Genomic DNA, 22,825 nt, shown 5'->3' with positions numbered 1-22,825 from the left:
ACGCGCGCGCCGTTGCGATGACAATGCTTGCGCTTGCGCTGCACCGCGTCATTCTCCGTCACATTGTTGTCATCGAGGGGGGTCTCTATGCGGAATGTTTCAGCAGTGTTGGCGAAAGGCAGCGCGCTGCTGCTCGGCAGCACGATCCTGTGCACGTCGGGAACGGCGCTCGCACAGCAAACGACGCCGGCCAATGGCGACGACATCGTCGTCACGGCTTCGAAGCGCGAGCAGAATCTGCAGGACGTGCCGATGGCGATCACCGCGATCGGCACCGAAAGACTGGCCGAGTTGCAGGTCAAGGAATTTCAGGACGTCGTCAAATTCCTGCCGTCGGTAACGATCCAGACGGCCGCCCCGGGTTTTGCCCAGGTCTATTTCCGCGGCGTGTCGTCGGGCGAGAATGCAAACCATTCGGCCTCACTGCCGACCGTCGGCACCTATCTCGACGAAATGCCGGTGACGACGATTCAGGGCGCGCTGGACATCCATGCCTATGACCTTTCGCGCGTCGAGGCACTCGCCGGGCCGCAGGGCACGCTGTATGGCGCAAGTTCGATGGCGGGCACGATCAAGCTTGTCACCAACAAGCCCGACGCCAGCGGCACCTATGGCGAGATCGGGGCCGAGATCAATTCGGTCGCGCACGGCAATTTCGGCGGTGTCGCCGAAGGCTTCATCAACGCGCCGCTCGGCGAGCGCGCGGCGCTGCGCCTCGTCGGCTGGTACCGGCACGATGCTGGCTATATCGACAATATTCCGGGCAGCCGCACCTATCCGACCAGCGGCATCGTCCAGAATAATTCGGCCTATGTCGAAAACAACTACAACGACGCCGACACCTATGGCGCGCGCCTCGCGCTCGGGATCGAGCTCGACGACAATTGGACGCTGCGTCCGACGATCATGGGCCAGATTCAGAAGACGAACGGTAGCTATTCGCAGGAACGGTCGAGCGCCGTTACCGGCCAGCTGCAGACCGTCCAGTACAATCCCGAATGGAGCAAGGACAAATGGCTGCAGGCGGCCCTGACGATCGAGGGCAAGCTCGGCAATTGGGATCTGACCGTCACCGGCGGTCACCTGCGCCGCCGCACCGACGTCGCGAGCGACTATTCGGATTATTCCTATTTCTATGACGCGCTCTACGGTTCGGGCTATTATCTGCGCGACAATGCGAACAATCTGATCAGCCCCAACCAATATATCAACGGCATCGACCGTTATAAGAAGAGCTTTGTCGAGGCGCGCATCGCATCGCCAGCCGACGCACCGATCCGCTTTATCGGCGGCGTGTTCTGGCAGCGCCAGAGCCATAATATCGAACAGAATTATATCATCGACAATCTGGCCGACGATCTGAAGGTGCCCGGCACGGCCAGCGACATCTGGCTGACTAAGCAGTTCCGCGTCGACCGCGACTATGCCGCGTTCGGCGAGCTCAGCTACGACATCACCGACAAGCTGACGCTGACCGGCGGCGGCCGTCTGTACAAGTTCGACAACAGCCTGGTCGGCTTCTTCGGCTATTCGGCGGGCGTATCGAGCCGAACCGGCGTCGCCGCCTGCTTCGGTCCGGCGATCGTTGCCGGATCGCCCTGTACCAACCTCGACAAACGGACCAAGGACACCGGCTTCATTCACAAGCTGAACCTGACGTACAAGCTCAGCGACAATGCCTTGATCTATGGCACCTGGTCGCGCGGCTTCCGTCCCGGCGGGATCAACCGCCGCGGCACCCTGCCGCCCTATGGTCCGGACACGCTCGACAATTATGAGTTCGGCTGGAAGACCAACTGGGGTCCGGTGCGCTTCAACGGCGCCATCTATCAGGAGGACTGGAAAGACATTCAGCTTTCCTTCCTCGGGCTCAACGGTCTGACCGAAATCCGCAACGCGGGCGTAGCGCGCATTCGCGGCATCGAACTCGACCTCGGCTATCGCGAGGGCGGCTTCTCGATCAACGCCGGGATGAGCTACAATGATGCACAGATTCGCCGGGATTTCTGCCTGATCGCAAACAGCAGTTTCGACTGCACCCTGCCCGGCAGTGACGGCGCGACCAATGCGCTGCTCGCCCCGTCGGGAACGCAGCTTCCGGTGACGCCGAAGTTCAAGGGCAATCTGGTCACGCGCTACGAATTTCCGATCGGCGGCCTGGGCGGGCATGTCCAGTTCGCGCTCAACCATATCGGCAAGCGGCGCAGCGACCTTCGCATCTTTGAAAATGCGCTCAAGGGAACGCTTAAATCCTATACCACCGCCGATATCAGCATCGGCGTGAAGGGAGAGGATTGGAAGGCCGAACTGTTCGCGACCAATTTGTTCGACAGCAACGGCATCATCAATACGGGTGTCCAGTGCCTCGAAACCACCTGCGGCGATCCCGACGGGCTGACCGGCACCGGCGGGGTATTCTACGACACGCCGATCAGGCCGCGACTGATCGGGATCAAGGTCAGCAAGGAATTCTGACCGGGTGACGAACCCCGCACAGCAACAGGGCGAGGCCGGGCAGAAGCTCGGTCTCGCCATGTGCGTCGCGCTCGTCATGGGCAATATGATCGGGTCGGGGGTGTTCCTCCTGCCCCGGGACCTGGCGCCGCTCGGCTTGAACGCGGTCATCGGCTGGGGCGTGACGATCACCGGCACCCTGTGCCTCGCCATCGTCTTTGCGCGGCTTGCGCGGCGATTGCCCGGCGGCAGCGCGACGTTCACCTATGCCAATGCAGCCTTCGGCCCCGGCACGGGATTCACCGTCGCCTGGAGCTACTGGATCAGTTGCTGGACGGCGAATGCGACGCTCGCCGTCGCGGCGGTCAGCAATCTTTCGATCGTCATCCCCAGGCTGGGCGACAAGGGGCAGCTGCCCGCGCTGGTCGCGATCGGCTTCCTGTGGCTGTTCACGCTCATCAACCTGTCGGGCATCCGCCGCGCGGGCGAGACGCAGATCATCACACTGCTGTTGAAGCTGGTGCCGGTGATCGGCGCGGTGCTGGTCGCGGCTTGGCTGCTCGGTACCGGCGAAAGCCATGCCGCAGGGATGGCGCATACCCAGCCGGTCAGCCTGTCGGCAGTGAGCGGCGCGGCGACGCTGACGCTGTTCGCGCTGCTCGGCTTCGAAAGCGCCGCCGTCGTTGGCGACCGGGTGCGCGATCCCGAGCGGATGATCCCGCGCGCCACACTGATCGGTGCCGCGGCGACCGGCCTCCTCTATCTCCTGTCCTGCACCGCGGTCACCATGCTGCTGCCCGTCGAAACGCTGCAACAGTCGAACGCCGCCTATGCGACCTTTTTCGGAACGCTGGTCAGCCCGCTGGCGGGTGATATCGTCGCGGTCTTTGCCGCGATCGCCGCGCTCGGCGCGCTCAACGGATTCGTGATGCTGCAGGGCGAGATTCCGCGCGACCTCGCCCATCGCGGCCTGCTCCCTTCCCTTTTCGGGCGCGACAATCGTTTCGGGTCGCCGCAAATGGCGCAGATCGCGTCGAGCCTGCTCGCGAGCATCGTCGTCTATGCCAATTATTCGCGTGGCCTCGCCGAACTTTTCACCTTCATGGTGCTCATCACCACTTCGACCGCGATCATTCTTTATGTCGTCGGCAGCCTGTCGGCGCTGCGGCTCGAACAGGCGGGCAGCCTGCGCGTCTCGCCGGGCTTTGCAGCGCTGACCCTCGTCGGCTTCGGCTACAGCTGCTGGGCCTTCTACGGCGCCGGGATCGAGGCGAGCCTGTGGAGCGTCGCGATGACCGCGGCGGGGCTACCCATCTATCTGCTGATGCGGCGCCGCGGGGGCGCGGCCTCAGCGCCAGCGGGGCGCGAATAGACCGCGGTCGCGCAGGATCACCTGCGCCGCATTATGCCCCGGCGCGCCGGTGACGCCGCCCCCCGGGTGCGTTCCCGCCCCGCACATGTAGAGCCCCTTCACCGGCCCGCGATAGCCGCCATTGCCAAGCACCGGCCGCGCCGACCAGAGTTGATCGAGGCTCATATTGCCGTGCATGATGTCGCCGCCGACCAGCCCGAACTTGCGTTCGAGACCCTTGGGGCTGAGGCGCGTCTGCCCGACGATGCTGGCGCGGAAGCCCGGCGCATGCTTTTCGACCGTGTCGATGATGCAATCGGCCGCGGCTTCCTCCTCATCGTCCCAGTCGCGCCCCTCCGGCAATTCGGGTGCGAACTGCTGGCAGAAGAGGCTGGCGACATGGCAGCCTTCAGGGGCAAGGCTGTCATCGACGGTCGAGGGGATGAGCATCTCAACGATCGGTTCCTTCGACCAGCCGTCGCGCTTCGCATCCAGAAAGGCGCGGTCCATATAGTCGAGCGTCGGCGCGAGGATGATCCCCGACTGGTGATGCTCGCCCGGTTCGGGGAGGCAGGTGAATCTGGGGAGTTCGGACAGCGCGACATTCATCCGGAAGGTGCCGCTGCCTGCCTTGAAACCCTTGATCCGGCGTTCGAAATCGGCAGGCAGGTCGCCCGCGTCCACCATCCGTTCGTAAAGCAGCTTGGGTCCGACATTGGCGATCACCCGCGCCGCCGCAATCTCCTCGCCGCCGACGAGCTTGACCCCCACGGCCTTGCCGCCGTCGACGAGCACTTTCGCTACCGGGCTTTCGAGGCTGATTTCGACGCCATGATCGCGGCAGACCTTGGCCATGATCTCGGTGATCTTGCCCATGCCGCCGACGCTGTGGCCCCACGCCCCCTTCTTGCCGTTCACCTCGCCGAAGACATGGTGGAGGAGGACATAGGCGCTGCCCGGCGTGTCGGGGCTGGCATAGTTGCCGACGACGGCATCGAAGCCGAAGGCGGCCTTGACCGCCTCGCTCTCGAACCAGCTGTCGAGCATTGTACGCGCCGACTTGGTGAACAGGTCGAGCACATCGCGCTGCTGTTCGAGGCTGAGCGTCGCGAAGCGCCGCCCCTGCCGCGCGCCGTCGAGCAGCGTGCGCATGCCTTCGCCGACATTGGGCGGGACGCGCAGCGCAAGATCGCGGAGCAGTTCGGCGACATTTTCGAGCGCGTCATAATATTGCGGCAGCACCTCGGCATCGCGGGCGCTGAACTTGCGGAACTCGGCCTGCGTGCGTTCGAGCCCGGCGCCGAGTTTGAGATAGCCCCCATCCTCCTGCGGCAGGAAATTGCTGATCGGCCGTTCGATCACGCGATAGCCATGATCGGCGAGCTTCATGTCGGCGATCACCTTCGGCTGCAGTAGGCTGACCGTATAGCTCGCGACCGAATTGCGGAAGCCCGGCGCGAATTCCTCGGTCACAGCGGCGCCGCCGACGACGTCGCGCGCCTCCACGATACGGACCTTCAGCCCCGCCTTGGCAAGATAAAAGGCGCAGACAAGGCCGTTGTGGCCGGCGCCGATGATCAGCGCGTCATAGGCTTTGGTCATGAAAAATCTTTCGCAAGTGGGGACTGAACATGCTGCCGCCCGAAGCCGAGGCCGAGTATGCGGCCGGGAATCCGGCGCAGCAGCGGGATATGGTCGAGCAGGCGGATCGCGAGCGGTACATGATCGATCTTGCCGCGCAGCACAGGTTCGACGACGCGCCGGTGCGCAAAACGCTGCAGCGCCTGCATCTTTGTCGTGGGCTTCCATCGGCGGTCCTGCACCCGCGCGAGCAAGGGATCGGGGTCGGCGCCGGCGACGAGCGGCACCGCAAGGATGTTCGCGGCGGCCACTGCATCCTGCACCGCAAGGTTGATCCCGACGCCGCCGACGGGCGACATGGCGTGCGCGGCATCGCCGATCGCGAGCAATCCGGGCTGCCACCAGCGGGTCAGCCGATCGAGCGCGACCGACAGCAGCTTGACGTCTTCGAAGCCGCCGATCGCGTCGATCCCGGCGGCGAGGCCCGGCGCTATCGAAACGATTGTCTCACGAAAGGCCGCGATACCGCGCGCCTCGACCGCCGCGAAGCCGCCCTTTTCGATGATCTGCGCGCACTGCCAATAATCGCCGCGCGGTATCGCGACGACCATGCCGCCTTTGTCGATCGTACCGAGCGGGGCTTCGGTCATGTCCAGATCCGCCGGCATCGGCACCCGGAACCATAGCACATCCATCGGTGCGCCAAGATCGTCGAGCGGCAGCCTGGCGGCATCGCGCAGCACCGAGCGGCGCCCGTCCGCGGCGATGACAAGGCGCGCGGGCAGCGTTTCACCGCTCGCCAGGGTGACGCCGTCGACGCGGCCGGCGGCATCGTGGCGCAATCCCGTCGCTTCGGTCGACATGCGCAGGTCGAAGGTGGGATATTTGCGGCCTTCGCGCGCGATGAAGTCGAGCAGATCCCATTGCGGCATCATCGCGACAAAGGGTGCGGCAACGGGCAGATGCTTGAGCGTCGCGATCGTGTAGCGGCGCCCGAGCAGGTCGAGCGTCATCGTGTCGATCGCGGCATGCGGAAGCGCGAGCAGCGCGCCAAGCAGGCCGATGTCGTCGAACAGATCGAGCGTCGAGGGGTGCACCGTGTCGCCGCGAAAATCGCGAAAAAAGTCGGCGTGCTTTTCGAGCACCGTCACCGCCACCCCGGCGCGCGCGAAGAGCAGCCCCGCGACCATCCCGGCGGGACCGCCGCCGACGATCACCACGGGCGCCGTGCCGGTCAAGCGCGGCTCCACCCCGCCGCCGGCGCCTGCTCCAGCCGCGCTTCGGGGATGATCGCGCGCATCCGGGCACAGAAATGCTTGAGGCAGACTTCCTTGTCGCTGAGCGGTCCCATCTGGAAACTTTGCGATTGCATGCCCTGCTGGACGCGGGTGATCAGCGCCGTATCTTCGGCATTGACCTGACGATTGATGCGCCAGTTCAAATAGCGCGCGGCCTTCATCTCGCGGCGGGCATCGGGAAGCACGTAACTGATTTCGCGGATCAGGCAGCTCGTCGGGCCGGTCGGCAGCCACTGCATGAAATCGACCTGATCGGGGTAGATGTCGAAGGCGACATTGGGCCACAGCTTGAAATAGAGCCAGTGCCGCTGGTTCGCTTGCGGCAGGTGCGGGACCGGCGGCAGCAACCGCTGATAGAGCCGCTCGGACCAGTTCGCCGACGGTCGGTCGGCGAGGTCGCCCCACATGCGATCGACGCGATCTTCGGCTTCGACGCCATAGCTTTTTCCGAACAATCGCGTCAGGCCGGGGTGGGCGACGGGAATGTGCAGGCCGTCCGAATAATTGTCGCCGACATTCTTCCAGTTCACATCGCGCGGGCGCAGCGTGACGCGCCCCAATGCGCCGAGTTCCGCGAAACGATAGGGTTCGACCATCGCTTCATAGGGCGCCATCATCGCGGCGACCGACGGGCCGCCGTCCTCCTCCAGCCGCACGAACCAGAAGCCGCGCCATTGTTCGAGGCCGACGGGCGCGAGCCCCGCCTTTTCCTTGTCGAGCGTCGGATAGCTCGCCGAATCGGGAACGCCCGAGAGTCGCCCGTCGAGTTCGTAGGTCCAGGCGTGATAGGGGCAAACGAGCTTCTTCGCGCAGCCCGCCGCGCCGTCGACCAGCCGCGACCCGCGGTGGCGGCAGACGTTGGTGAAGGCGCGCACGACGCGGTCGGCGCCGCGCACGACGATCACGCTTTCGCCGCAATAATCGATGCTGTGCCAGTCGCCCGCCGCGGGAATGTCGCTGTCATGACAGACGACCTGCCAGCTCGGGCGGAAGATGCGCGCCATTTCGGCGGCGTAGAAATCGGGGTCGCTATAGGTCCAGGCCGGGAGCGACCAGCCGTCGAGCGGATCGGGATGCGAATCGCGAAGGGGTGCAGTTGCCATGGCTCGTTCCTTGTTATACACATGTATAACAATATGACCGCCGCTCGCCAAGCCTTTACGCGCGAAAGTGCCGACGCCCGCCGGGCCGACCTGATCGACGCGACCGCGGCATGTCTTGCCGAGCTTGGGCTGGCGGGAACGAGCGTCCGCGCGATCTGCGCGAAGGCGGGCGTGTCGCCCGGGTTGCTGCGCCATTATTTCGGCGGCATCGACGATCTGATCGCCGCAGCCTATCAGGCGACGAGCGACCGGATGGATGCGGTCTTCGCCGCCGCCACCGACGCGGCGGGCCCCGATCCGCACACGCGGCTGACCGCCTATCTGACTGCCAGCTTCCGCCCGCCGGTGACCGACCCGCAATTGCTCGGCGCGTGGACCGCTTTCTGGGCGCTCGCGCGCAGCGATGCGCGCATGGCGGCCATCCATGCCGATAGCTATGCCGGTTATCGCGCCCGGCTGCGCGACCTGCTCGCGCCGTGCGGCGCGCGCGACCCCGACCAGCTCGCGATCCTGCTTACCGCCATGGTCGACGGGCTGTGGCTCGAACTGTCGCTCGACGCGAGCAGCTTCGGCGCCGATGCGGCGGCGGCGATGGTCGAGCGGGCGGTGGCGGCGCTCATATAATCGTCGCCCCCGCGCGGGCGGGGGCGACGGCATAGGTTCGGACGATTATTTCGCCAGGTCGCGCAGCAGGCTGTCCCAATGCGCAAGCGCGCCGGGAATGGCGTTGACCGGCACCCTCTCGTTGAGCCCGTGCGCGTAGCTGTCGCTCGCCTTCGAAAACAGACCCGCGACGCCATAGCTCGGAACGCCCAGCATACGGAAATGATAGCTGTCGGTCGCCCCTGCGCTCATCGACGGTATGATCGGCAGGCCCGGGAAGCGCCCATGGACGGCCTTCGTCACCGCCGCCATGACATCGGGGCGCAGCGGCGAGGCGTCGCTCGCGCTCGCGTCGGGATCGGGCTTCACCGCCACCGCGGGGTCGGCGATCACGCGTTCGAGTTCGGCGCGCACCGCCTCGACAGGCACGCCAGGGAAGATGCGGCAGTTGATATTGGCGGTCGCCCGCTGCGGCAGGGCGTTTTCGGCGTGACCGCCGTTGACCAGCGTCGGGACGCAGGTGGTGCCGATCTGGCCGACATATTCAGGATCGGCGGTAATCGTCGCGATCGCCGCCGCGTCGGCGGGGTTTGCGGCAAAGGTCTTGAGCGCTGCGCCGATCGCACCGCCGACCTGATCGGCAACAATCGGCATACCGACCTTGGTCAGTTCGTTCTGCTGCGGCTTGAAATGATGGGCGCCCACCTTGGCGAGTGCATTCGACAATTGAACGATGGCATTGGTCGGCGACGGGCGCGAGCTGTGACCGCCGGGGTTCGTGACCTCCAGCGTGAAGTCGGCATAGGTTTTTTCGCCGGCCTGCAGAGCGTAATATTGCGCCTTGCCGTCTTCACCGATCAGGCCGCCGCCGCCGTCGCCGTTGAGCGCGAGTTCGGCGCCCTTATATTTGGCGGCGAGCGCACGCGTCGTCATCATCGACGTTTCCTCGTCGCCCGACAGCAGCAGGATGATCGAGCGCTTGGGCTTGAAGCCGTCCTTCCTGAGCTGCGCCATGGTGGCGACCATCATCGCGACGTCGAATTTATTGTCCTCCGACCCGCGCCCGAAAATATAGCCATTCTCCTCGACCGGCACGAACGGATCGCGCGTCCAGTCCTTCGCGTCGGCCTCGACGACATCCATATGGCCGAGCAGCAGGATCGGCTTTTCCTTCGTCGTTCCCTGCAGCGTGGCGGCGAAGGTCGCGGTTTCGCCCATCGGGGTGATGACGATGTCGCTGTCGGCATAGCCCGCCGCCTTCAGCACCTCGGCATAATAGGCCGCAAGTTCGGGCACCTTGCCGCGTCCCGCGACGGTCGGGATCGCGACGCTGTCGATCAGGATCTTTTTCGCGGTACCCGCATCGGCGGGTTTGGCATGGACGGGCGCGGCGGCCAGCAAGGCGGCGGCGAGGGCGAGCGGAGCGGTAAGGGTGCGCATGGTTCGCGACTATGGCGTCTGCGCGGGGGCGCGCAAGACCCGAAGTTGGGCAGATCCCCCCTGCCCCCCAATCGCCGCCCGCGGTCAAGCCGGCGCGAGTTCACTCGCAAGCTTGAGCACGCAGCGCCCGTCGAGCATTTCGATCAGATAGGCGGGATTCCCCGCGCTCCCGTTGCGCACGATCCGGCTACCCTTGATCGTGCGTTCGACGCGGCGGTCGAAGCGCTCGGCGATCACGCCGCGACCTTCGCCGCGGCCCCATTGCCAGCACACCATCGTGCCGACCGGAAAATCGCGGTCGGTCAGGCGCCGAACGAGGCCGGCTTTTCGCCGACGACTTCGAGCGCCGGAGGCGCCTTGGCCGCACCCGCGCGGCGGTGCGACAGCTTGCCGTCGACCTTGCCGCCATTTTCGATCGTGATCGTTTCGTAGGTCACGTCGCCGGTGATCCGCGCGCTGGCGTGGATGATCAGCGTCTTGGCCTCGATCGACCCGTCGACCAGACCCGCAAGCTTAGCGGTCTCGGCGACGACACCGCCCTTGATCTCGCTCGCCTCGCCCTGGACGAGGTTGGCGCATTTCAAGTCGCCCTCGATCTTGCCGTCGACGTGCAGGTCGACACTGGCCGACACATTGCCGGTGATGACCACATCCGACCCGATGATCGAGAAAGTGGTATGACGGGCGCCGGTCGCCATCTTAGCGGGCACCGGCGGAAGCGAGGGCGCCGACCCGCTGTCGGGCGTCGTCTTTGACTTTGAGAACATCGGCTTTGGCCTCCAGAAAACGCCGCGGATTGACCGCGACCCCGTTCAAACGGACTTCGAAATGCAAATGGCTGCCGGTCGAGCGGCCGGTGCTGCCCATGCGGGCGATCTGCTGCCCCGCGGTGACGCGGTCGCCCACTTTGGCGTTGAAACCCGACAAATGGGCATAGCGGGTCAGGATACCCTGACCATGATCGACCTCGACGACATTGCCATAGCCCGACTTCTGGCCGACGAAGCTGACACGCCCGGGCGCGGCGGCGAGGATCGGCGCGCCGATCGGCCCCGGGAAATCGAGCCCCGCGTGCATCGCACCGGCGCCGGTGAAGGGATCGCTGCGATAGCCATAGCTCGATGAGAGCATCAGCACATGCGCCGGCTGACCCGAAGGAATCGCGACGAGGGTGCGTTCGAACACTTCCATACGGAACAGCGCGCCTTCGAGCGCGGCGAAGCTGGTGCCGAGCGCGCCCGCATTGCCGCCGCGGCGCTGGAAGGGGATGAGCGGACCACCACGACCCGACGAGGCGTCGCGAACGAGCGCGCGCGGATCGAGCCCGAGCTTGGCGACCGCGCTTTCGGCCTTGGCGGCGCGGGCGTTGACCGCGGCGAGCAGGCGCGACGAAAAGGCCTCCTGCCGCGCCTCGATGCGCGCGAGCGCCTGTGCTTCGGGGGGCAGGCGCGGATCGATGGCGCTGGTCTTGAGCGGCGTCGCGGCGTCGCCGTCGGCTTTTGCACCATCGGCCGCCTTCGCCGGCGCGGGCAGCGCTTCGTTGCCGAAATAATCCTGCTGCCACTGTTCGAGCTGCTTTTGCCGCTCGTCGAGGTCGGCGGCGATTTCGCCGACGCGGTCGCGATAGCGCGCGATGCGCTGCTCGGCAGCCGCGGCAGCCGCCTGCTTCTGCGCGACTTCGGCGCGCTCGTCGGCGGTGAGCAGCTGGTTGACGAACACGGCGAGCGTAATCGCAGCCCAAGCGAGCAGCACCGCGCCAGCGATCAGCGCAACGCGCTTTTGCCAAACGGCGCTGATACGCAGAAACCGGACATGGCCGTGCGTGCGAATGAAGATTTCATGGTCCTGGAACAGCGCATTAAAACGCTGGCGCCAATGGCGCAGACCCGTCGATTGGGAAGACAAGCTACGACCCCGTCTTGTTGTTCTGATGGAGCCCTCCGCCCCGACTTGGTGGGGCCTTTACCAGCGCCGGCGGGGCATCGCGACTCTTCAGCGGCCGAGTCGGGTTGAATCGAACCTGACTCGCGGTGAACGGTGTCAAACCGTCGCAACTATGATCGATCGGGCGGCATTTTCGCCGCGAATCGGGGATTATCGTTGACGGCTTGCTTACCATTTCGGCCTAGGACGAGGGGGTGACCCATATGCCCGATCTTGCCGTTCCGGCGGCCGCCGAGACGGCGGCTGACGCCATCGAAGCGCCCGCTTCGCGCCCCCGATCGGCGGTCAGCGCCGGGGTCGGGATCGTCGGTATCCTGGGCCTGTTTTCCTATCTGCTGATCGCGCGCTACGCGCCCGAAATCGCGGCCTATCTGGGCGTCGACTGGGGACAGCGCGGGCCGATGAACGGCCCCAATTCGGCGATCGCCAGCGTCCTTGCCTGCGGCGTTCCGATGGTGCTGTGGTCGCTGTTCGTCGACAAGGTGCACCGCAATCCGTCGACCGGCATCGACTGGTCGCTGCGCCGCCCGTGGCGCGAGACGGTCGACATCAGCCTGACCAAGATCGCCGGGCTGTGGACGACCTGGGCGCTGATCGCCGGATTCTATGCCGTGATGCGCTATTATTGGGAGGGCAATTACGCCTTCTCGATGGACCTGCTCGAACGGGTGGTGCCGTGGCTGCTGCTCGTATCGGTGCCCTATATGCTGTGGCTCGACCGCCGCATGGTCGAACCGCGCGACGGCTGTTACCAGTTCGGACGCTGGCTGATCGCGCCGCGCCAGTCGGGCCGCGCCCAGCCCGTCGATGGGCGCGCGATCGCGCATCATCTGCGCGCCTGGGCGGTGAAGGGGTTCTTCACCGCCTTCATGCTGTCGATCGTGCCGGGCAATTTCTCGTCACTGGCCAGCGTGCCGATGCGCGACGTCCTCGCCAATCCCTATATGACCGGCATCTGGACGATCAACCTGCTCTATCTGGTCGATGTCCATGTCGCGACCGTCGGCTATATCCTGACCCTCAAGCCGCTCGACGCGCATATCCGCACCGCCAATCCCTATGGCATGGCGTGGGTCGCGGCGCTCGTCTGCTACCCGCCCTTCATTCTGATGAACGGCGGGCCGCTCGATTATACGGTGAACGGGTCCGACTGGGGCTATTGGCTTCAGGGGCACGACACGCTGATGACATTGTGGGGCGTGGCGCTGGTATTTCTGGTCGGCATCTACGCCTGGGCGACGATGGCGTTCGGCATCCGCTTTTCGAACCTGACCCACCGCGGCGTCATCACCCACGGCCCCTATGCCTTCACGCGGCACCCCGCCTATGTGTCGAAGAATCTGAGCTGGTGGATCGGCTCGCTGCCCTTCCTCGTCACATCTGGCAGCGCCGCCGACGCGGTGCGCAACACCATCCTGCTCGCGGCGGTCAGCGGCGTCTATTACTGGCGCGCCAAGACCGAGGAAAAGCATCTGCTCGGCGATCCCGCCTATCAGGCCTATTGGGCCTGGGCGCAGCGCCACGCCCTCGTCCCGCGCCTGTTCGCGAAGCTGAGTGGCCGCGCATTGCCGCGGATACGGCTCGATCCCGATCCGCGCGTCGGGCCGGTCGCCTGACCGCCCGGCGGACGCGCTATCAGGGAGCCTGCCAGCCCTTCGGGGCGGGCGTCTTGGGCTTGTAACGGCACAGATCGGCAACGGGGCAGCGCCAGCATTCGGGGGTGCGCGCCTTGCAGATATAACGACCGTGCAGGATCAGCCAGTGGTGCGCGCCGACGCGAAAGGGCTGCGGCGTTTCCTTGTCGAGCTTTTTTTCGACCGCGAGAGGCGTCTTGCCGGGCGCAAGGCCGGTGCGGTTGCCGACGCGGAAAATGTGCGTGTCGACCGCAAAGGTTTCCGCCCCGAAGGCGCAGTTCATGACGACATTGGCGGTCTTGCGCCCCACGCCGGGCAATTCGACCAGCGTATCGCGGTCGGCGGGCACTTCGCCGCCATGGTCGCGGACGAGAATTTCGCTGAGCGCGATGACATTCTTCGCCTTCGCGTTGAACAGCCCCATCGTCTTGATGTGCTGTTTGAGGCCGTCTTCGCCAAGGTCGACCATCTGCTGCGGGGTCTTCACGTCCTGAAACAGTCGCCGCGTCGCCTTGTTCACCCCGACATCGGTCGCCTGCGCCGACAGCACCACCGCGACGAGCAGCTGGTACGTGTTGCCAAATTCCAGTTCGGTTTCCGGACTCGGGTTGAGTTCGGCAAGGCGGCGATAGAATTCGAAGATGTCGGCCTTCTTCATTCGGCCGCGGGCGGGTGCGCCGCCTTCCAGTCCATCGCGACGCGCACGCGCCGTTCGACCGAAGGATGGTCGTAAAAGATCGTCTCCTCGACCGCGCCGGGGCGCGGGTTGCGATATTCGGCGGTCTTGACGAGCGCGGTGGCAAGCGCATCGGGCCGGTTTTCGGTCTTGAGCGAATAAAGGTCGGCCTCGCTCTCGTCGATGCGGATCAGCGTGTTAGTGATCGGCAGGGTGACGAGGCCGAACAGCGACAGGAAGAAAATCAGGACAGGAAAGCCGCGCGGATCGCCGATCTCGGCATCGCTGCCGAACAGCCGTGCGAGGCGCGGAAAGAGCCGGTCGGCCAAAAAGAAAAGCAGCACCGCGAGCGCCGCAAAGACGAAAACCATGCGCCAGATATGGCCGAGCACATAATGGCCGATCTCGTGCCCCGTCACCGCGCGCACCTCGTCGAGCGAGGCCTTGCCGATCGCAACGTCCGAGATCGCGATGCGCGCCGAATGACCGATGCCCGAGACATTGGCGGTGAAATTGTTCGATTGGCGCGATCCATCGAACATATAGATACGGTCAGCGGGTATGTCGGCCTTTGCCGCCATCTCGACGAGCGCATCGCGCACCGGCCCATCGGGAACCGGTGTATATTTGTTGAACAAAGGCTCGATCGCGATCGGCGCGACGAGCAGAAACGCCGAAATGGCGATCGCCGCCAGCCCGCCCGACCAGATCCACCAGCGCTTGCCCGTGCGCCGGATCAGCGCATAGACGCCGAGGAAGAAGAGCCCGCCGAGCAGCGCGGTGATGACGGTCGAGATCGCCGCCTGACCGAGCCAGTCGCCGAGCGGCTGGCTGGTGCGATCATAGGCGGTCTCGCGAATCCAGCCGGTGTAAATGTCCCACGGCAGAGTGACGAGCGCCGAAAGCAGGAAGAAGACCGCGCACAGCACCCAGGTCCGCAGTGCCCAGCCGCGCCGCGCCAGACGCGTATCGATGCGATCGAGAACCCGCAGCCGCACGAAAAGCAGGGTCACGGCCGCCGCGACGAGCAAGCCCCACAAGAGCAGCCAGTGATTGCCGTGCGTATAGGCGGCCGCCTTCGCCAGCGCCTGCGGCCCGAGGCTGTCGATGTAGCCCGCGGTTTCTGCGGCTGGGTTCATCGCGATATCTCCCCTCAACTTTGGCAGCGATGCCGTATTAGGAGAGCAATGCGCCGAAATCGGCGCGCCGCAAGCCCGTTCAGAGGCCGAGCACCTGCGGCATCGTGTAGCGACCCGGCGGCTGGTGGATCAGCCACAGCGCCGCCCGCACCGCGCCGCGCGCGAAGATCATGCGGTTTTCGGCGCGATGCGACAGAGTGATCATTTCCTCCGGCCCGGCGAAGATGACATCATGGTCGCCGGCGATGGTCCCGCCGCGCAGCGATGCGAAGCCGATCTTGCCATGGCCACGCGCCCCGGTGACGCCATCGCGGCCACGTTCGGAGCAGCGGTCGAGGCTGATGCCGCGCCCCTCGGCGGCTGCCTGACCAAGCAGCAGGGCGGTGCCGCTCGGCGAATCGACCTTCATCCGGTGATGCATTTCCAACACCTCGATATCCCAATCGGCGTCGAGCCGCGCCGCCGCCTCGCGCACCAGATGCGCAAGCAGCGTGACGCCAAGCGAAGTATTGCCCGTCTGGAGCACCGCGATATCCTTCGCGGCATCGTCGATCAGATAATGGTGACGCTCCTCAAGCCCCGTCGTGCCGATGACGATGGGCTTCCTTGCGGTAATGCAGGCGTCGAGCGTCGCCTCCAGCGCCCCCGGCGACGAGAAATCGACGAGCACATCGGCGGCGGCAACGAGCCGTGCGACATCGCCGCCCTTGTCGACGCCGCAGCTGCGCTGCCCCGCCTCCGAAATCGCGGCGGCGAGCGCGACGCCCATCCGTCCCTGACTGCCGATGATGCCGATGCTCGTCATGACGCGTCCCCTTACCCCATCCCCCTTAGCGCTTCCGATCGCGCAAAGTCGAGGCGCGGCTCGCCCGGCACGGGCCGGATTGATGAAAAAGGATGAAGCCGCCACTGCGTCTCGATAGAGAGGCCGCATGAGCGGCGTCCATAACATCGTGATCCTGACCGGCGCGGGCGTGTCGGCCGAAAGTGGTATCGACACCTTCCGTGACGGCGGCGGGCTTTGGGAACAGCATCGGGTCGAGGATGTGGCGACGCCCGAAGCTTTCGTCCGCGATCCCGATCTGGTCCACCGCTTTTACGATGCGCGCCGCGCCGCGATCCAGACCAAACAGCCCAACGCCGCCCATGCTGCGCTGGCACGGCTCGACGCGCATTGGCCCGGCGAGTTGCTGATCGTCACGCAAAATGTCGACGATCTGCACGAGCGCGCGGGCGCGAAGCGGTTGATTCACATGCACGGCGAACATCTGAACGCGTGGTGCACCGCGTGCGACCGACGCAGCCCATGGTCCGGCACGTTGATCGACCGGCCCGCCTGCCCGGCGTGCGGCCTGGTCGGCTATCTGCGCCCCGACGTCGTGTGGTTCGGCGAGATGCCCTATAGGATGGACGACATATATCGCGCCATCAACCGCGCCGACCTGTTCGTTTCGATCGGCACCTCCGGCGCGGTCTATCCCGCCGCGGGTTTCGTGCGCGAGGCGCGGCAGGCGGGTGCCCGCACGCTCGAGCTCAATATGGAGCCGAGCCAGGGCAGCTATTGGTTCGACGAGGCGCGGCAGGGACCGGCAACGCAGCTGGTACCGCAATGGGTCGATCAATTGCTGGGGCTCTGACGGTCAGCGACGCGCCGCGAAGAAATCGCGGAGCAACATCGCCGCTTCACCGGCACCGATCCCGTCGTAGATTTCGGGGCGATGATGGATCGTCGGCTGCGCGAAGACGCGCGGACCATGCGCGACCGCCCCGCCCTTCGGATCGTCGGCGCCATAATAGAGGCGCGCGATGCGAGCATGGGCGATGGCACCCGCGCACATCGCGCAGGGTTCCAGCGTGACATAGAGGTCGCAGCCGTCGATCCGCTCGTTGCCGAGCTTCGCCGCGGCCGCCCGAATCGCCACAATCTCCGCATGCGCGGTGGGATCGTGCGATTCGCGCGGGCGGTTATGGCCTTCGGCCACGATCGCACCGTCCTTGACGACGACCGCACCGACCGGCACTTCGCCCCAATCTGCGGCGATCCGGGCAAGGTCGAGCGCGCGGCGCATGGGTTCGGGAAGGGGGAAAGAGGGCATTTCCTACCGCTAATCGCTTGACGAATCTCCGGCAAGCCGATAAGCGCGCGCCTTTCCCGGCCCACCCGGTCCCTTCGGCGCCTTTCGCGCCAACCGGCACGCCGCCCAGATTTTGTGAGGAAGAAGACGATGTCGCGCATTTGCGAACTGACCGGCAAGGGCCGCCAGGTTGGCCACAATGTCAGCCACGCCAACAACAAGACCAAGCGTACCTTCCTGCCCAACCTGCAGAATGTGACGCTGCTGTCGGACGCGCTCGGCAAGGGCGTGAAGCTGCGCGTGTCGACCCACGGCCTGCGTTCGGTTGAACATAATGGCGGCCTCGACAACTGGCTGATGAAGACCGGCGACAATCTGCTTTCGGACAACGCCCGCAAGATCAAGAAGGAAGTCGCGAAGAAGCTGGCCGAAAAGGCCGCCTGATTCGTCCTTCGACGTGCTGCGACAAAAGGCCGCCGGTTTACCGCGCGGCCTTTTTGCTGCCCGGCAGGTCGACGAGTTCGAATTCGACGAGCAGGCTGCGCTGCCAGGCGTTGAAATTATTGTCCGCGACGAGCCAGACGAACGTGCGGCCATCCCTCCGCATAACGGCCGCCCCTTCATAATTGTCGGCGAGCGGCGCCGGAACCTGACCGATCGCCATCGACCGGACGACAGCGTCCTTCGCAATATCGGCGGGGTCGACGATCGCGAGGATCGTCGTGAAGATCGGGGAGAGGCCCAGCCGCCGGTGAACGAGCAGAACGCGGCCGTCGGGTAGCGGCGCGGCATCGCTGACCAGCCCCTTTCCTTCTGCCTCATAGAAGAAGCGCAGCGGCGCCGGCCCCGGTGCGGCCGGGTCGCCCGTGTAGAGCAGCGCCTCTCGTCCCCGCGGATCGCGGTGCGCGTCTTCGGAAAAGATCAGGGTCCGGCCGTCGGCCAACCGTGCCATCGCCTCCGGCCCGCTGTTCGACGGCCAGGCCGGTTCGGGCAAGGCGCGGCGCGATTCGATCTTCGTCAGCGCCGGATCGAGCCGCCAGACCTGATTGAGCCCTTCTAGCGCCAGCCAGGTCCGGCCGCTTAGCGGGTCGACCAGCATCGATTCGACGTCGCGCTGCGATTTGTTGCGCTCGCCGCCGGTCGGGGACGGCCCGGCCGGTGACGGAATCGTGCCGATGTGCGCGGCGCGCGGCCGGCCGTCTTCGGTCAGGGTCATGCGGACCAGGACGCCGTTATCCCCGGCTAACTGAAACCGGTCGGGGCCGGTCAGCGCCAGCGCGGAAAAGCCGCCGAACATGGCATTGGGGCTGACGAGCTGCCAGCCGCGCACGAAGCGCAGCGTTCCGGTCTGCCCCGCCGGATAGACCAGGGGCCGCGCCTCGATCCGTTGCGAGGTGCGGTCCATGACACGCAGCCGCTGCTCGGTTCCGGGCAGCGGGCCAAGCAAAAGGAAGATGGCGGCGGCGGAGAGAAGGCGGCGCATCGCCGCGGCGATAGGCCCGAACCTTCCTCGCAGGCAAGCCCGGTGTCCGGCGCGCGAAGCTGAACAAATGCCAACAATGGCGTTCAGGCTTCCCTCAAGACGAATCGGGCAAAACCCTTTCATCGACCCACCGCCCGCACCGGGCAGACGCAAGAGATTGAAGGAGAAAGACGATGAAAAAGATGATGACGCTCTCCCTCGCCGCCCTGATGTCGACCGCGACGCTGGGCGTGGCGACGCCGGCCGCCGCCCAGCAGGGCTATTACGACGGCAGCTATGGCACCTATTACAGCGGCTATGGTCGCGACGACCGTCGCCACGACCGTTACGAGCGCCGCTATGACCGCCGCGACTATCGAGCCGACCGCCGCTACGATCGTCGCTACGACCGCCGCAATTATCGCCAGTGCGACAATGGCACCGGCGGCACCATCATCGGCGCGATCGCGGGCGGCCTCGCAGGCCATGAAATCGCCGGCCGTGGCGACCGCACCGTCGGCACGATCATCGGCGGCGCCGTCGGCGCCATCGCCGGCCGCGCCATCGACAAGGGCAATGACGGCTGCCGTCGCTAAGGCAGGCCCGAGCCCCAACAAAAAACAGTCTCCCTTGCCCCGTCCGGCCCCGCGCCGGGCGGGGTTTTGCTGCGCCATGCGCCTTGCCATCGCGGCGGGGCGCGCCTAGGTTCGGTCCCAAGTGCACACCCGCGGCTGATCGCGGGTGGGTGAGTTGAGACAGGTCATTTAAATCATGCGGCAAATGGCAGCGCCATCGGGCCGACCGCCGCGGTCAGGACAGGCGGCAAAAGGACGAAACAAGACGGCACCGCCCCCGCGGCCCGTGCCGGTCGTACGGCCGCGCAGCTATGCCGCCATCGACCTTGGCACCAATAATTGCCGTTTGCTGATCGCGCGCCCGCAGGAGGGCGAACTGGTCGTCATCGACGCTTTTTCGCGTATCGTGCGCCTCGGCGAAGGGCTGCACAGCACCGGCCGGATCAGCGAAGCCGCGATGGACCGCACCGTCGCCGCGCTCGCCATCTGTGCCGACAAGCTGCGCCGCCGCCATGTCACCCTATCGCGCGCGGTGGCGACCGAGGCGTGCCGCCGCGCCGCCAACGGGGTCGAGCTCGCCGACCGGGTGCGCCGCGAAACCGGTATCGTACTCGACATCATCTCCGCCGCCGAGGAAGCGCGACTTGCCGCGCTGGGTTGCCACAATCTGATGGAACCCGGCGACGGTCCGGCGCTGATCTTCGACATCGGGGGCGGTTCGACCGAGCTGATGCACGTCGATATATCCGACCATGATGTTGCGATCCGCGACTGGATCAGCGTGCCGTGGGGCGTCGTCTCGCTGACCGAACATGCGCCGCCAGCTGAGGATAATCTCTCGGCCCGGCAGGCGAGCTATGCCCATATGCGCGCGGTGACGCGCGAGGCCTTCGCCGGTTTCGCCGAACGGGTGAAGTGCTACGAAGGCCAGCCGCTGCGTTTGCTCGGCACGAGCGGCACGGTAACGACCCTGGCGAGCGTCTTTCTTGATCTGCCTCGGTACGATCGGCGCGCGGTCGACGGGCTGGTCGTTCCCACCGACGCAATGCGCGACATCAGCCGCCGGCTCGCCGAGGCGAGCCTCGACGACCGTGCCGAAATCGCGTGCATCGGCCGCGAACGCGCCGATCTGGTCGTCGCGGGCTGCGCGATCCTTGAAAGCATCATCGATCTGTGGCCCGCATTGCGCGTCGGCGTTGCCGATCGCGGTATTCGCGAAGGGATATTGCGCACGCTGGCGATGCAGGGGCGCGACATTCCAGTCACCCGGCGCGAGTATCGCAAATGAGCGGACGCAAGGGCGGAGGCGGGGGCGGAAGCGGGCGCGGCGGACTGCACGAGCGCGTCAAGACCGCGCGTCGGCGCACCGCATCCTCGACGCGCTGGCTGCAGCGTCAGCTCAACGACCCTTATGTGCGGCGCGCGCAGGCCGAAGGCTATCGGTCGCGCGCCGCGTACAAGCTGATCGAGCTCGACGACAAATTCGGCTTTCTCAAGAAGGCGCGTGCGGTTGTCGATCTGGGCATCACGCCTGGCGGCTGGTCGCAGGTGGTACGCAAGGCCAACCCCCGCGCGCGCGTCGCCGGTATCGACCTGCTCGCCTGCGAACCGATCGAAGGCGTTGTGATCCTCGAGATGGATTTCATGGACGATGCTGCCCCCGACGCGCTGATCGAGGCGCTCGGCAGTGCGCCCGACCTCGTGATATCGGACATGGCGGCCAACACCGTCGGCCACCCGCAGACCGACCATCTGCGTACTATCGCTCTCGCCGAGACGGCCGCCGATTTTGCGGTCCAGACGCTGTTGCCCGGCGGTGCCTTCGTCGCCAAGGTGTTCGCCGGAGGCGCCGACCGCGAATTGCTGATGCTGCTCAAGCAGAATTTCGCGAGCGTGAAACATGCCAAGCCGCCTGCAAGCCGCAAGGGGTCGCCCGAGCTATATGTGATCGCGCAAGGGTTCAAAGGACGCGGCGATAGCGCGCCGGAGCATGACGAAGGGGAGTAGGGACATGGCGAAACCGAGGGTGCCGCTGACCGCATTGACGATGGCGGCGCTGATGCTTGCCTCGTGCGGCGGAGGAGGAGGTAGCAGCACGGCGGGGAGCGGGCCGGTAACGGTCACCCCGACACCCAGCCCGACCCCCACGCCCGCAAGCTGCGGTCTGTCGGCACAGCAGTCCTTTGCCAAGTCGGTGATCGACGAATGGTATCTCTTCCCGAACGATGTCGCGACGAACGTCAATCCGGCCAGCTATTCGACGGTGCAGGATTATATCGACGCGCTGGTGGCGCCTGCGCGAGCGCAGAGCAAGGATCGCTATTTCACTTACGTCACCTCGATCGCCGAAGAAGAGGCCTATTATAACAGCGGGTCGAGCGCCGGTTTGGGCGTCCGCCTGACTTACGATCCCTCGACCCAGCGCGTGATTATCGCCGAAGCCTATGAAGGCGCCCCCGCCCTCGCCGCCGGGATCGATCGCGGCACGCAGATATTGGCGATCGGGACCAGCGCCGCCAATCTGCGCAGCGTCGCCGACATCGTCGCGAGCGAAGGGACCGCGGGCATCACCAATGCCCTGGGGCCAAGCGATCCGGGCGTTACGCGCTTGCTGCGGATCAGCGATGCAGGCGGCACCCGCGATGTCAGCGTCACCAAGGCCGACTATAATATCGACCCCGTGTCCGACCGCTATGGCGCCAAGGTGATCACCGAAGGCGGCCAGAGCTATGGCTATATCAATCTGCGGACCTTCATCAGCTCGGCCAATGATCAGTTGAAGGACGCTTTTCTGAATTTCCGCAGCCAAGGGATCACCAATGTCGTGGTCGATCTGCGCTACAATGGCGGCGGCCTTGTGGCGACCGCAGAGTTGTTCGGGGACCTGCTCGGCCGCAACCGCGCGGCAAGCGACGTCTTTTCGCGGACCAGCTTTCGCGCGTCGAAATCCGCGAACGATGAGACCCACAATTTCACGCCGACCACGCAGTCGATCGCGCCGACGCGCATCGCCTTCATCGGCACCGGATCGACTGCGTCGGCGAGCGAACTCGTCATCAACGGCATGCTGCCCTGGCTCGGCACCAATATGACGCTCGTCGGCAGCAACACCTATGGCAAGCCGGTGGGCCAGATCGCGCTCGACAAAAGTGAATGCGACGAGCGGATGCGCGTGATCGCCTTTTCGACGGGCAATGCGAGCGGGCCGAGCGACTATTTTACCGGGTTGGCGCCCAAGATAGCGAACAGCTGTGCGGCCGCGGACGATCTCGATTATCCGCTCGGCGACGTGCGCGAGGCATCGGTACGCGCCGCAATCGATTTCCTGTCGGGACAAAGCTGCGCGGCGCACATCGCAAGCGCATCCGCCGGCATCGCCGCGCGCAGCTTCGCCGCCGCACCGGCCGCGCCGGAGATGCTGATGCCGGCCGACCCCCGCGCCGCGCAGCGCGAATTGCCGGGCCTGTTTTGACGCTGCGGCGCGAAGGAG

22 protein-coding genes are annotated in these 22,825 nt (G+C 65.7%); 10 read left to right on the top strand and 12 right to left on the bottom strand.

Annotation, left to right across the window (positions count from 1 at the left end):
* Positions 1-87: 87 nt before the first annotated feature.
* Complete coding sequence (locus tag ACT17R_RS09675; RefSeq protein ID WP_186401271.1) at positions 88-2,475, top strand: TonB-dependent receptor; 2,388 nt, start codon at positions 88-90, stop codon at positions 2,473-2,475.
* Positions 2,476-2,479: 4 nt separating this feature from the next.
* Positions 2,480-3,826: an amino acid permease gene (locus ACT17R_RS09670; RefSeq protein ID WP_062901174.1), complete on the top strand. Its 1,347-nt coding sequence runs from the start codon at positions 2,480-2,482 to the stop codon at positions 3,824-3,826.
* Here ACT17R_RS09670 and ACT17R_RS09665 read toward each other — a convergent pair.
* Genes ACT17R_RS09665 through ACT17R_RS09655 form a run of 3 tightly spaced genes read right to left on the bottom strand, consistent with a single transcriptional unit; the run spans position 3,803 to position 7,787 of the window.
* A complete protein-coding gene (locus tag ACT17R_RS09665; protein ID WP_444809343.1) occupies positions 3,803-5,407 on the bottom strand; it encodes a phytoene desaturase family protein in 1,605 nt (534 codons plus the stop codon). The genes ACT17R_RS09670 and ACT17R_RS09665 overlap by 24 nt on opposite strands.
* Positions 5,404-6,624: an FAD-dependent oxidoreductase gene (locus ACT17R_RS09660; protein ID WP_267960593.1), complete on the bottom strand. Its 1,221-nt coding sequence runs from the start codon at positions 6,622-6,624 to the stop codon at positions 5,404-5,406. Before ACT17R_RS09660 ends, ACT17R_RS09665 begins: the two co-directional genes overlap by 4 nt.
* Entirely contained in the window at positions 6,621-7,787 is a 1,167-nt protein-coding gene (locus ACT17R_RS09655; protein ID WP_444809342.1) for an aromatic ring-hydroxylating oxygenase subunit alpha, read from the bottom strand. The genes ACT17R_RS09660 and ACT17R_RS09655 overlap by 4 nt, the downstream gene beginning before the upstream one ends.
* A 21-nt stretch (positions 7,788-7,808) precedes the next feature.
* Here ACT17R_RS09655 and ACT17R_RS09650 point away from each other — a divergent pair, with 21 nt between their 5' ends.
* Positions 7,809-8,411 (top strand): TetR/AcrR family transcriptional regulator, encoded by a 603-nt coding sequence (locus ACT17R_RS09650; protein ID WP_186401275.1) that lies wholly within the window; start codon positions 7,809-7,811, stop codon positions 8,409-8,411.
* 45 nt (positions 8,412-8,456) lie between these two features.
* Here the strand turns inward: ACT17R_RS09650 and ACT17R_RS09645 are convergent, their stop codons facing one another.
* The 4 genes from ACT17R_RS09645 to ACT17R_RS09630 all read right to left on the bottom strand — a co-directional run bounded on the left by ACT17R_RS09645 (position 8,457) and on the right by ACT17R_RS09630 (position 11,735).
* A complete protein-coding gene (locus tag ACT17R_RS09645) occupies positions 8,457-9,830 on the bottom strand; it encodes a M20/M25/M40 family metallo-hydrolase (protein WP_263588149.1) in 1,374 nt (457 codons plus the stop codon).
* Positions 9,831-9,914: 84 nt separating this feature from the next.
* The gene (locus tag ACT17R_RS09640; RefSeq protein WP_062901179.1) at positions 9,915-10,106 is read right to left on the bottom strand and encodes a hypervirulence associated TUDOR domain-containing protein; all 192 of its coding nucleotides are present in this window, start codon (positions 10,104-10,106) and stop codon (positions 9,915-9,917) included.
* A gap of 26 nt (positions 10,107-10,132) precedes the next feature.
* Positions 10,133-10,528, bottom strand: coding sequence for a bactofilin family protein (locus ACT17R_RS09635; RefSeq protein WP_086457467.1), 396 nt, complete (start codon positions 10,526-10,528; stop codon positions 10,133-10,135).
* A 1-nt stretch (position 10,529) separates the two neighbouring features.
* Positions 10,530-11,735: a M23 family metallopeptidase gene (locus ACT17R_RS09630; protein WP_062901181.1), complete on the bottom strand. Its 1,206-nt coding sequence runs from the start codon at positions 11,733-11,735 to the stop codon at positions 10,530-10,532.
* Between the two features lie 242 nt (positions 11,736-11,977).
* Between ACT17R_RS09630 and ACT17R_RS09625 the strand changes: the two genes are divergently transcribed.
* A complete protein-coding gene (locus ACT17R_RS09625; protein WP_234179265.1) occupies positions 11,978-13,390 on the top strand; it encodes a methyltransferase family protein in 1,413 nt (470 codons plus the stop codon).
* A gap of 19 nt (positions 13,391-13,409) precedes the next feature.
* On the opposite strand, the gene nth is transcribed toward ACT17R_RS09625, so the two are convergent.
* The 3 genes from nth to dapB all read right to left on the bottom strand — a co-directional run bounded on the left by nth (position 13,410) and on the right by dapB (position 16,028).
* Positions 13,410-14,066 carry an endonuclease III gene (nth, locus tag ACT17R_RS09620; protein WP_444809341.1) on the bottom strand — a complete coding sequence of 219 codons (657 nt, stop codon included), beginning with the start codon at positions 14,064-14,066 and terminating at the stop codon, positions 13,410-13,412.
* Complete coding sequence (locus tag ACT17R_RS09615) at positions 14,063-15,223, bottom strand: M48 family metallopeptidase (RefSeq protein WP_062901183.1); 1,161 nt, start codon at positions 15,221-15,223, stop codon at positions 14,063-14,065. The genes nth and ACT17R_RS09615 overlap by 4 nt, the downstream gene beginning before the upstream one ends.
* A gap of 79 nt (positions 15,224-15,302) precedes the next feature.
* The gene (gene dapB / locus ACT17R_RS09610; protein ID WP_062901184.1) at positions 15,303-16,028 is read right to left on the bottom strand and encodes a 4-hydroxy-tetrahydrodipicolinate reductase; all 726 of its coding nucleotides are present in this window, start codon (positions 16,026-16,028) and stop codon (positions 15,303-15,305) included.
* 127 nt (positions 16,029-16,155) lie between these two features.
* On the opposite strand from dapB, the gene ACT17R_RS09605 reads away from it, so the two are divergent.
* Positions 16,156-16,860: an NAD-dependent deacylase gene (locus ACT17R_RS09605; RefSeq protein WP_234179268.1), complete on the top strand. Its 705-nt coding sequence runs from the start codon at positions 16,156-16,158 to the stop codon at positions 16,858-16,860.
* 3 nt (positions 16,861-16,863) lie between these two features.
* On the opposite strand, the gene tadA is transcribed toward ACT17R_RS09605, so the two are convergent.
* On the bottom strand, positions 16,864-17,319 hold the full coding sequence (gene tadA, locus ACT17R_RS09600) for a tRNA adenosine(34) deaminase TadA (protein WP_444809340.1): 456 nt from the start codon (positions 17,317-17,319) through the stop codon (positions 16,864-16,866).
* Positions 17,320-17,448: 129 nt separating this feature from the next.
* Here tadA and rpmB point away from each other — a divergent pair, with 129 nt between their 5' ends.
* Complete coding sequence (gene rpmB, locus ACT17R_RS09595; RefSeq protein ID WP_003050690.1) at positions 17,449-17,742, top strand: 50S ribosomal protein L28; 294 nt, start codon at positions 17,449-17,451, stop codon at positions 17,740-17,742.
* A 37-nt stretch (positions 17,743-17,779) separates the two neighbouring features.
* On the opposite strand, the gene ACT17R_RS09590 is transcribed toward rpmB, so the two are convergent.
* The gene (locus tag ACT17R_RS09590; protein ID WP_186401278.1) at positions 17,780-18,781 is read right to left on the bottom strand and encodes an esterase-like activity of phytase family protein; all 1,002 of its coding nucleotides are present in this window, start codon (positions 18,779-18,781) and stop codon (positions 17,780-17,782) included.
* Between the two features lie 173 nt (positions 18,782-18,954).
* On the opposite strand from ACT17R_RS09590, the gene ACT17R_RS09585 reads away from it, so the two are divergent.
* From ACT17R_RS09585 to ACT17R_RS09570, 4 genes are all read left to right on the top strand, one after another.
* The gene (locus ACT17R_RS09585; protein WP_062901188.1) at positions 18,955-19,356 is read left to right on the top strand and encodes a glycine zipper 2TM domain-containing protein; all 402 of its coding nucleotides are present in this window, start codon (positions 18,955-18,957) and stop codon (positions 19,354-19,356) included.
* 175 nt (positions 19,357-19,531) lie between these two features.
* Positions 19,532-20,623 carry a Ppx/GppA phosphatase family protein gene (locus ACT17R_RS09580; protein ID WP_082819843.1) on the top strand — a complete coding sequence of 364 codons (1,092 nt, stop codon included), beginning with the start codon at positions 19,532-19,534 and terminating at the stop codon, positions 20,621-20,623.
* On the top strand, positions 20,620-21,342 hold the full coding sequence (locus ACT17R_RS09575) for an RlmE family RNA methyltransferase (RefSeq protein ID WP_062901190.1): 723 nt from the start codon (positions 20,620-20,622) through the stop codon (positions 21,340-21,342). Before ACT17R_RS09580 ends, ACT17R_RS09575 begins: the two co-directional genes overlap by 4 nt.
* Positions 21,343-21,346: 4 nt before the next feature.
* Positions 21,347-22,807 (top strand): S41 family peptidase, encoded by a 1,461-nt coding sequence (locus ACT17R_RS09570; protein ID WP_263588148.1) that lies wholly within the window; start codon positions 21,347-21,349, stop codon positions 22,805-22,807.
* Positions 22,808-22,825: the final 18 nt, after the last annotated feature.

The organism is Sphingopyxis sp. Q841, assembly GCF_052384365.1.
Classification (GTDB): Bacteria; Pseudomonadota; Alphaproteobacteria; order Sphingomonadales; family Sphingomonadaceae; genus Sphingopyxis; species Sphingopyxis terrae_A.
The sequence above is the reverse complement of the archived record's forward strand: the minus strand, read 5'-3'. Positions and strand labels throughout refer to the sequence as shown.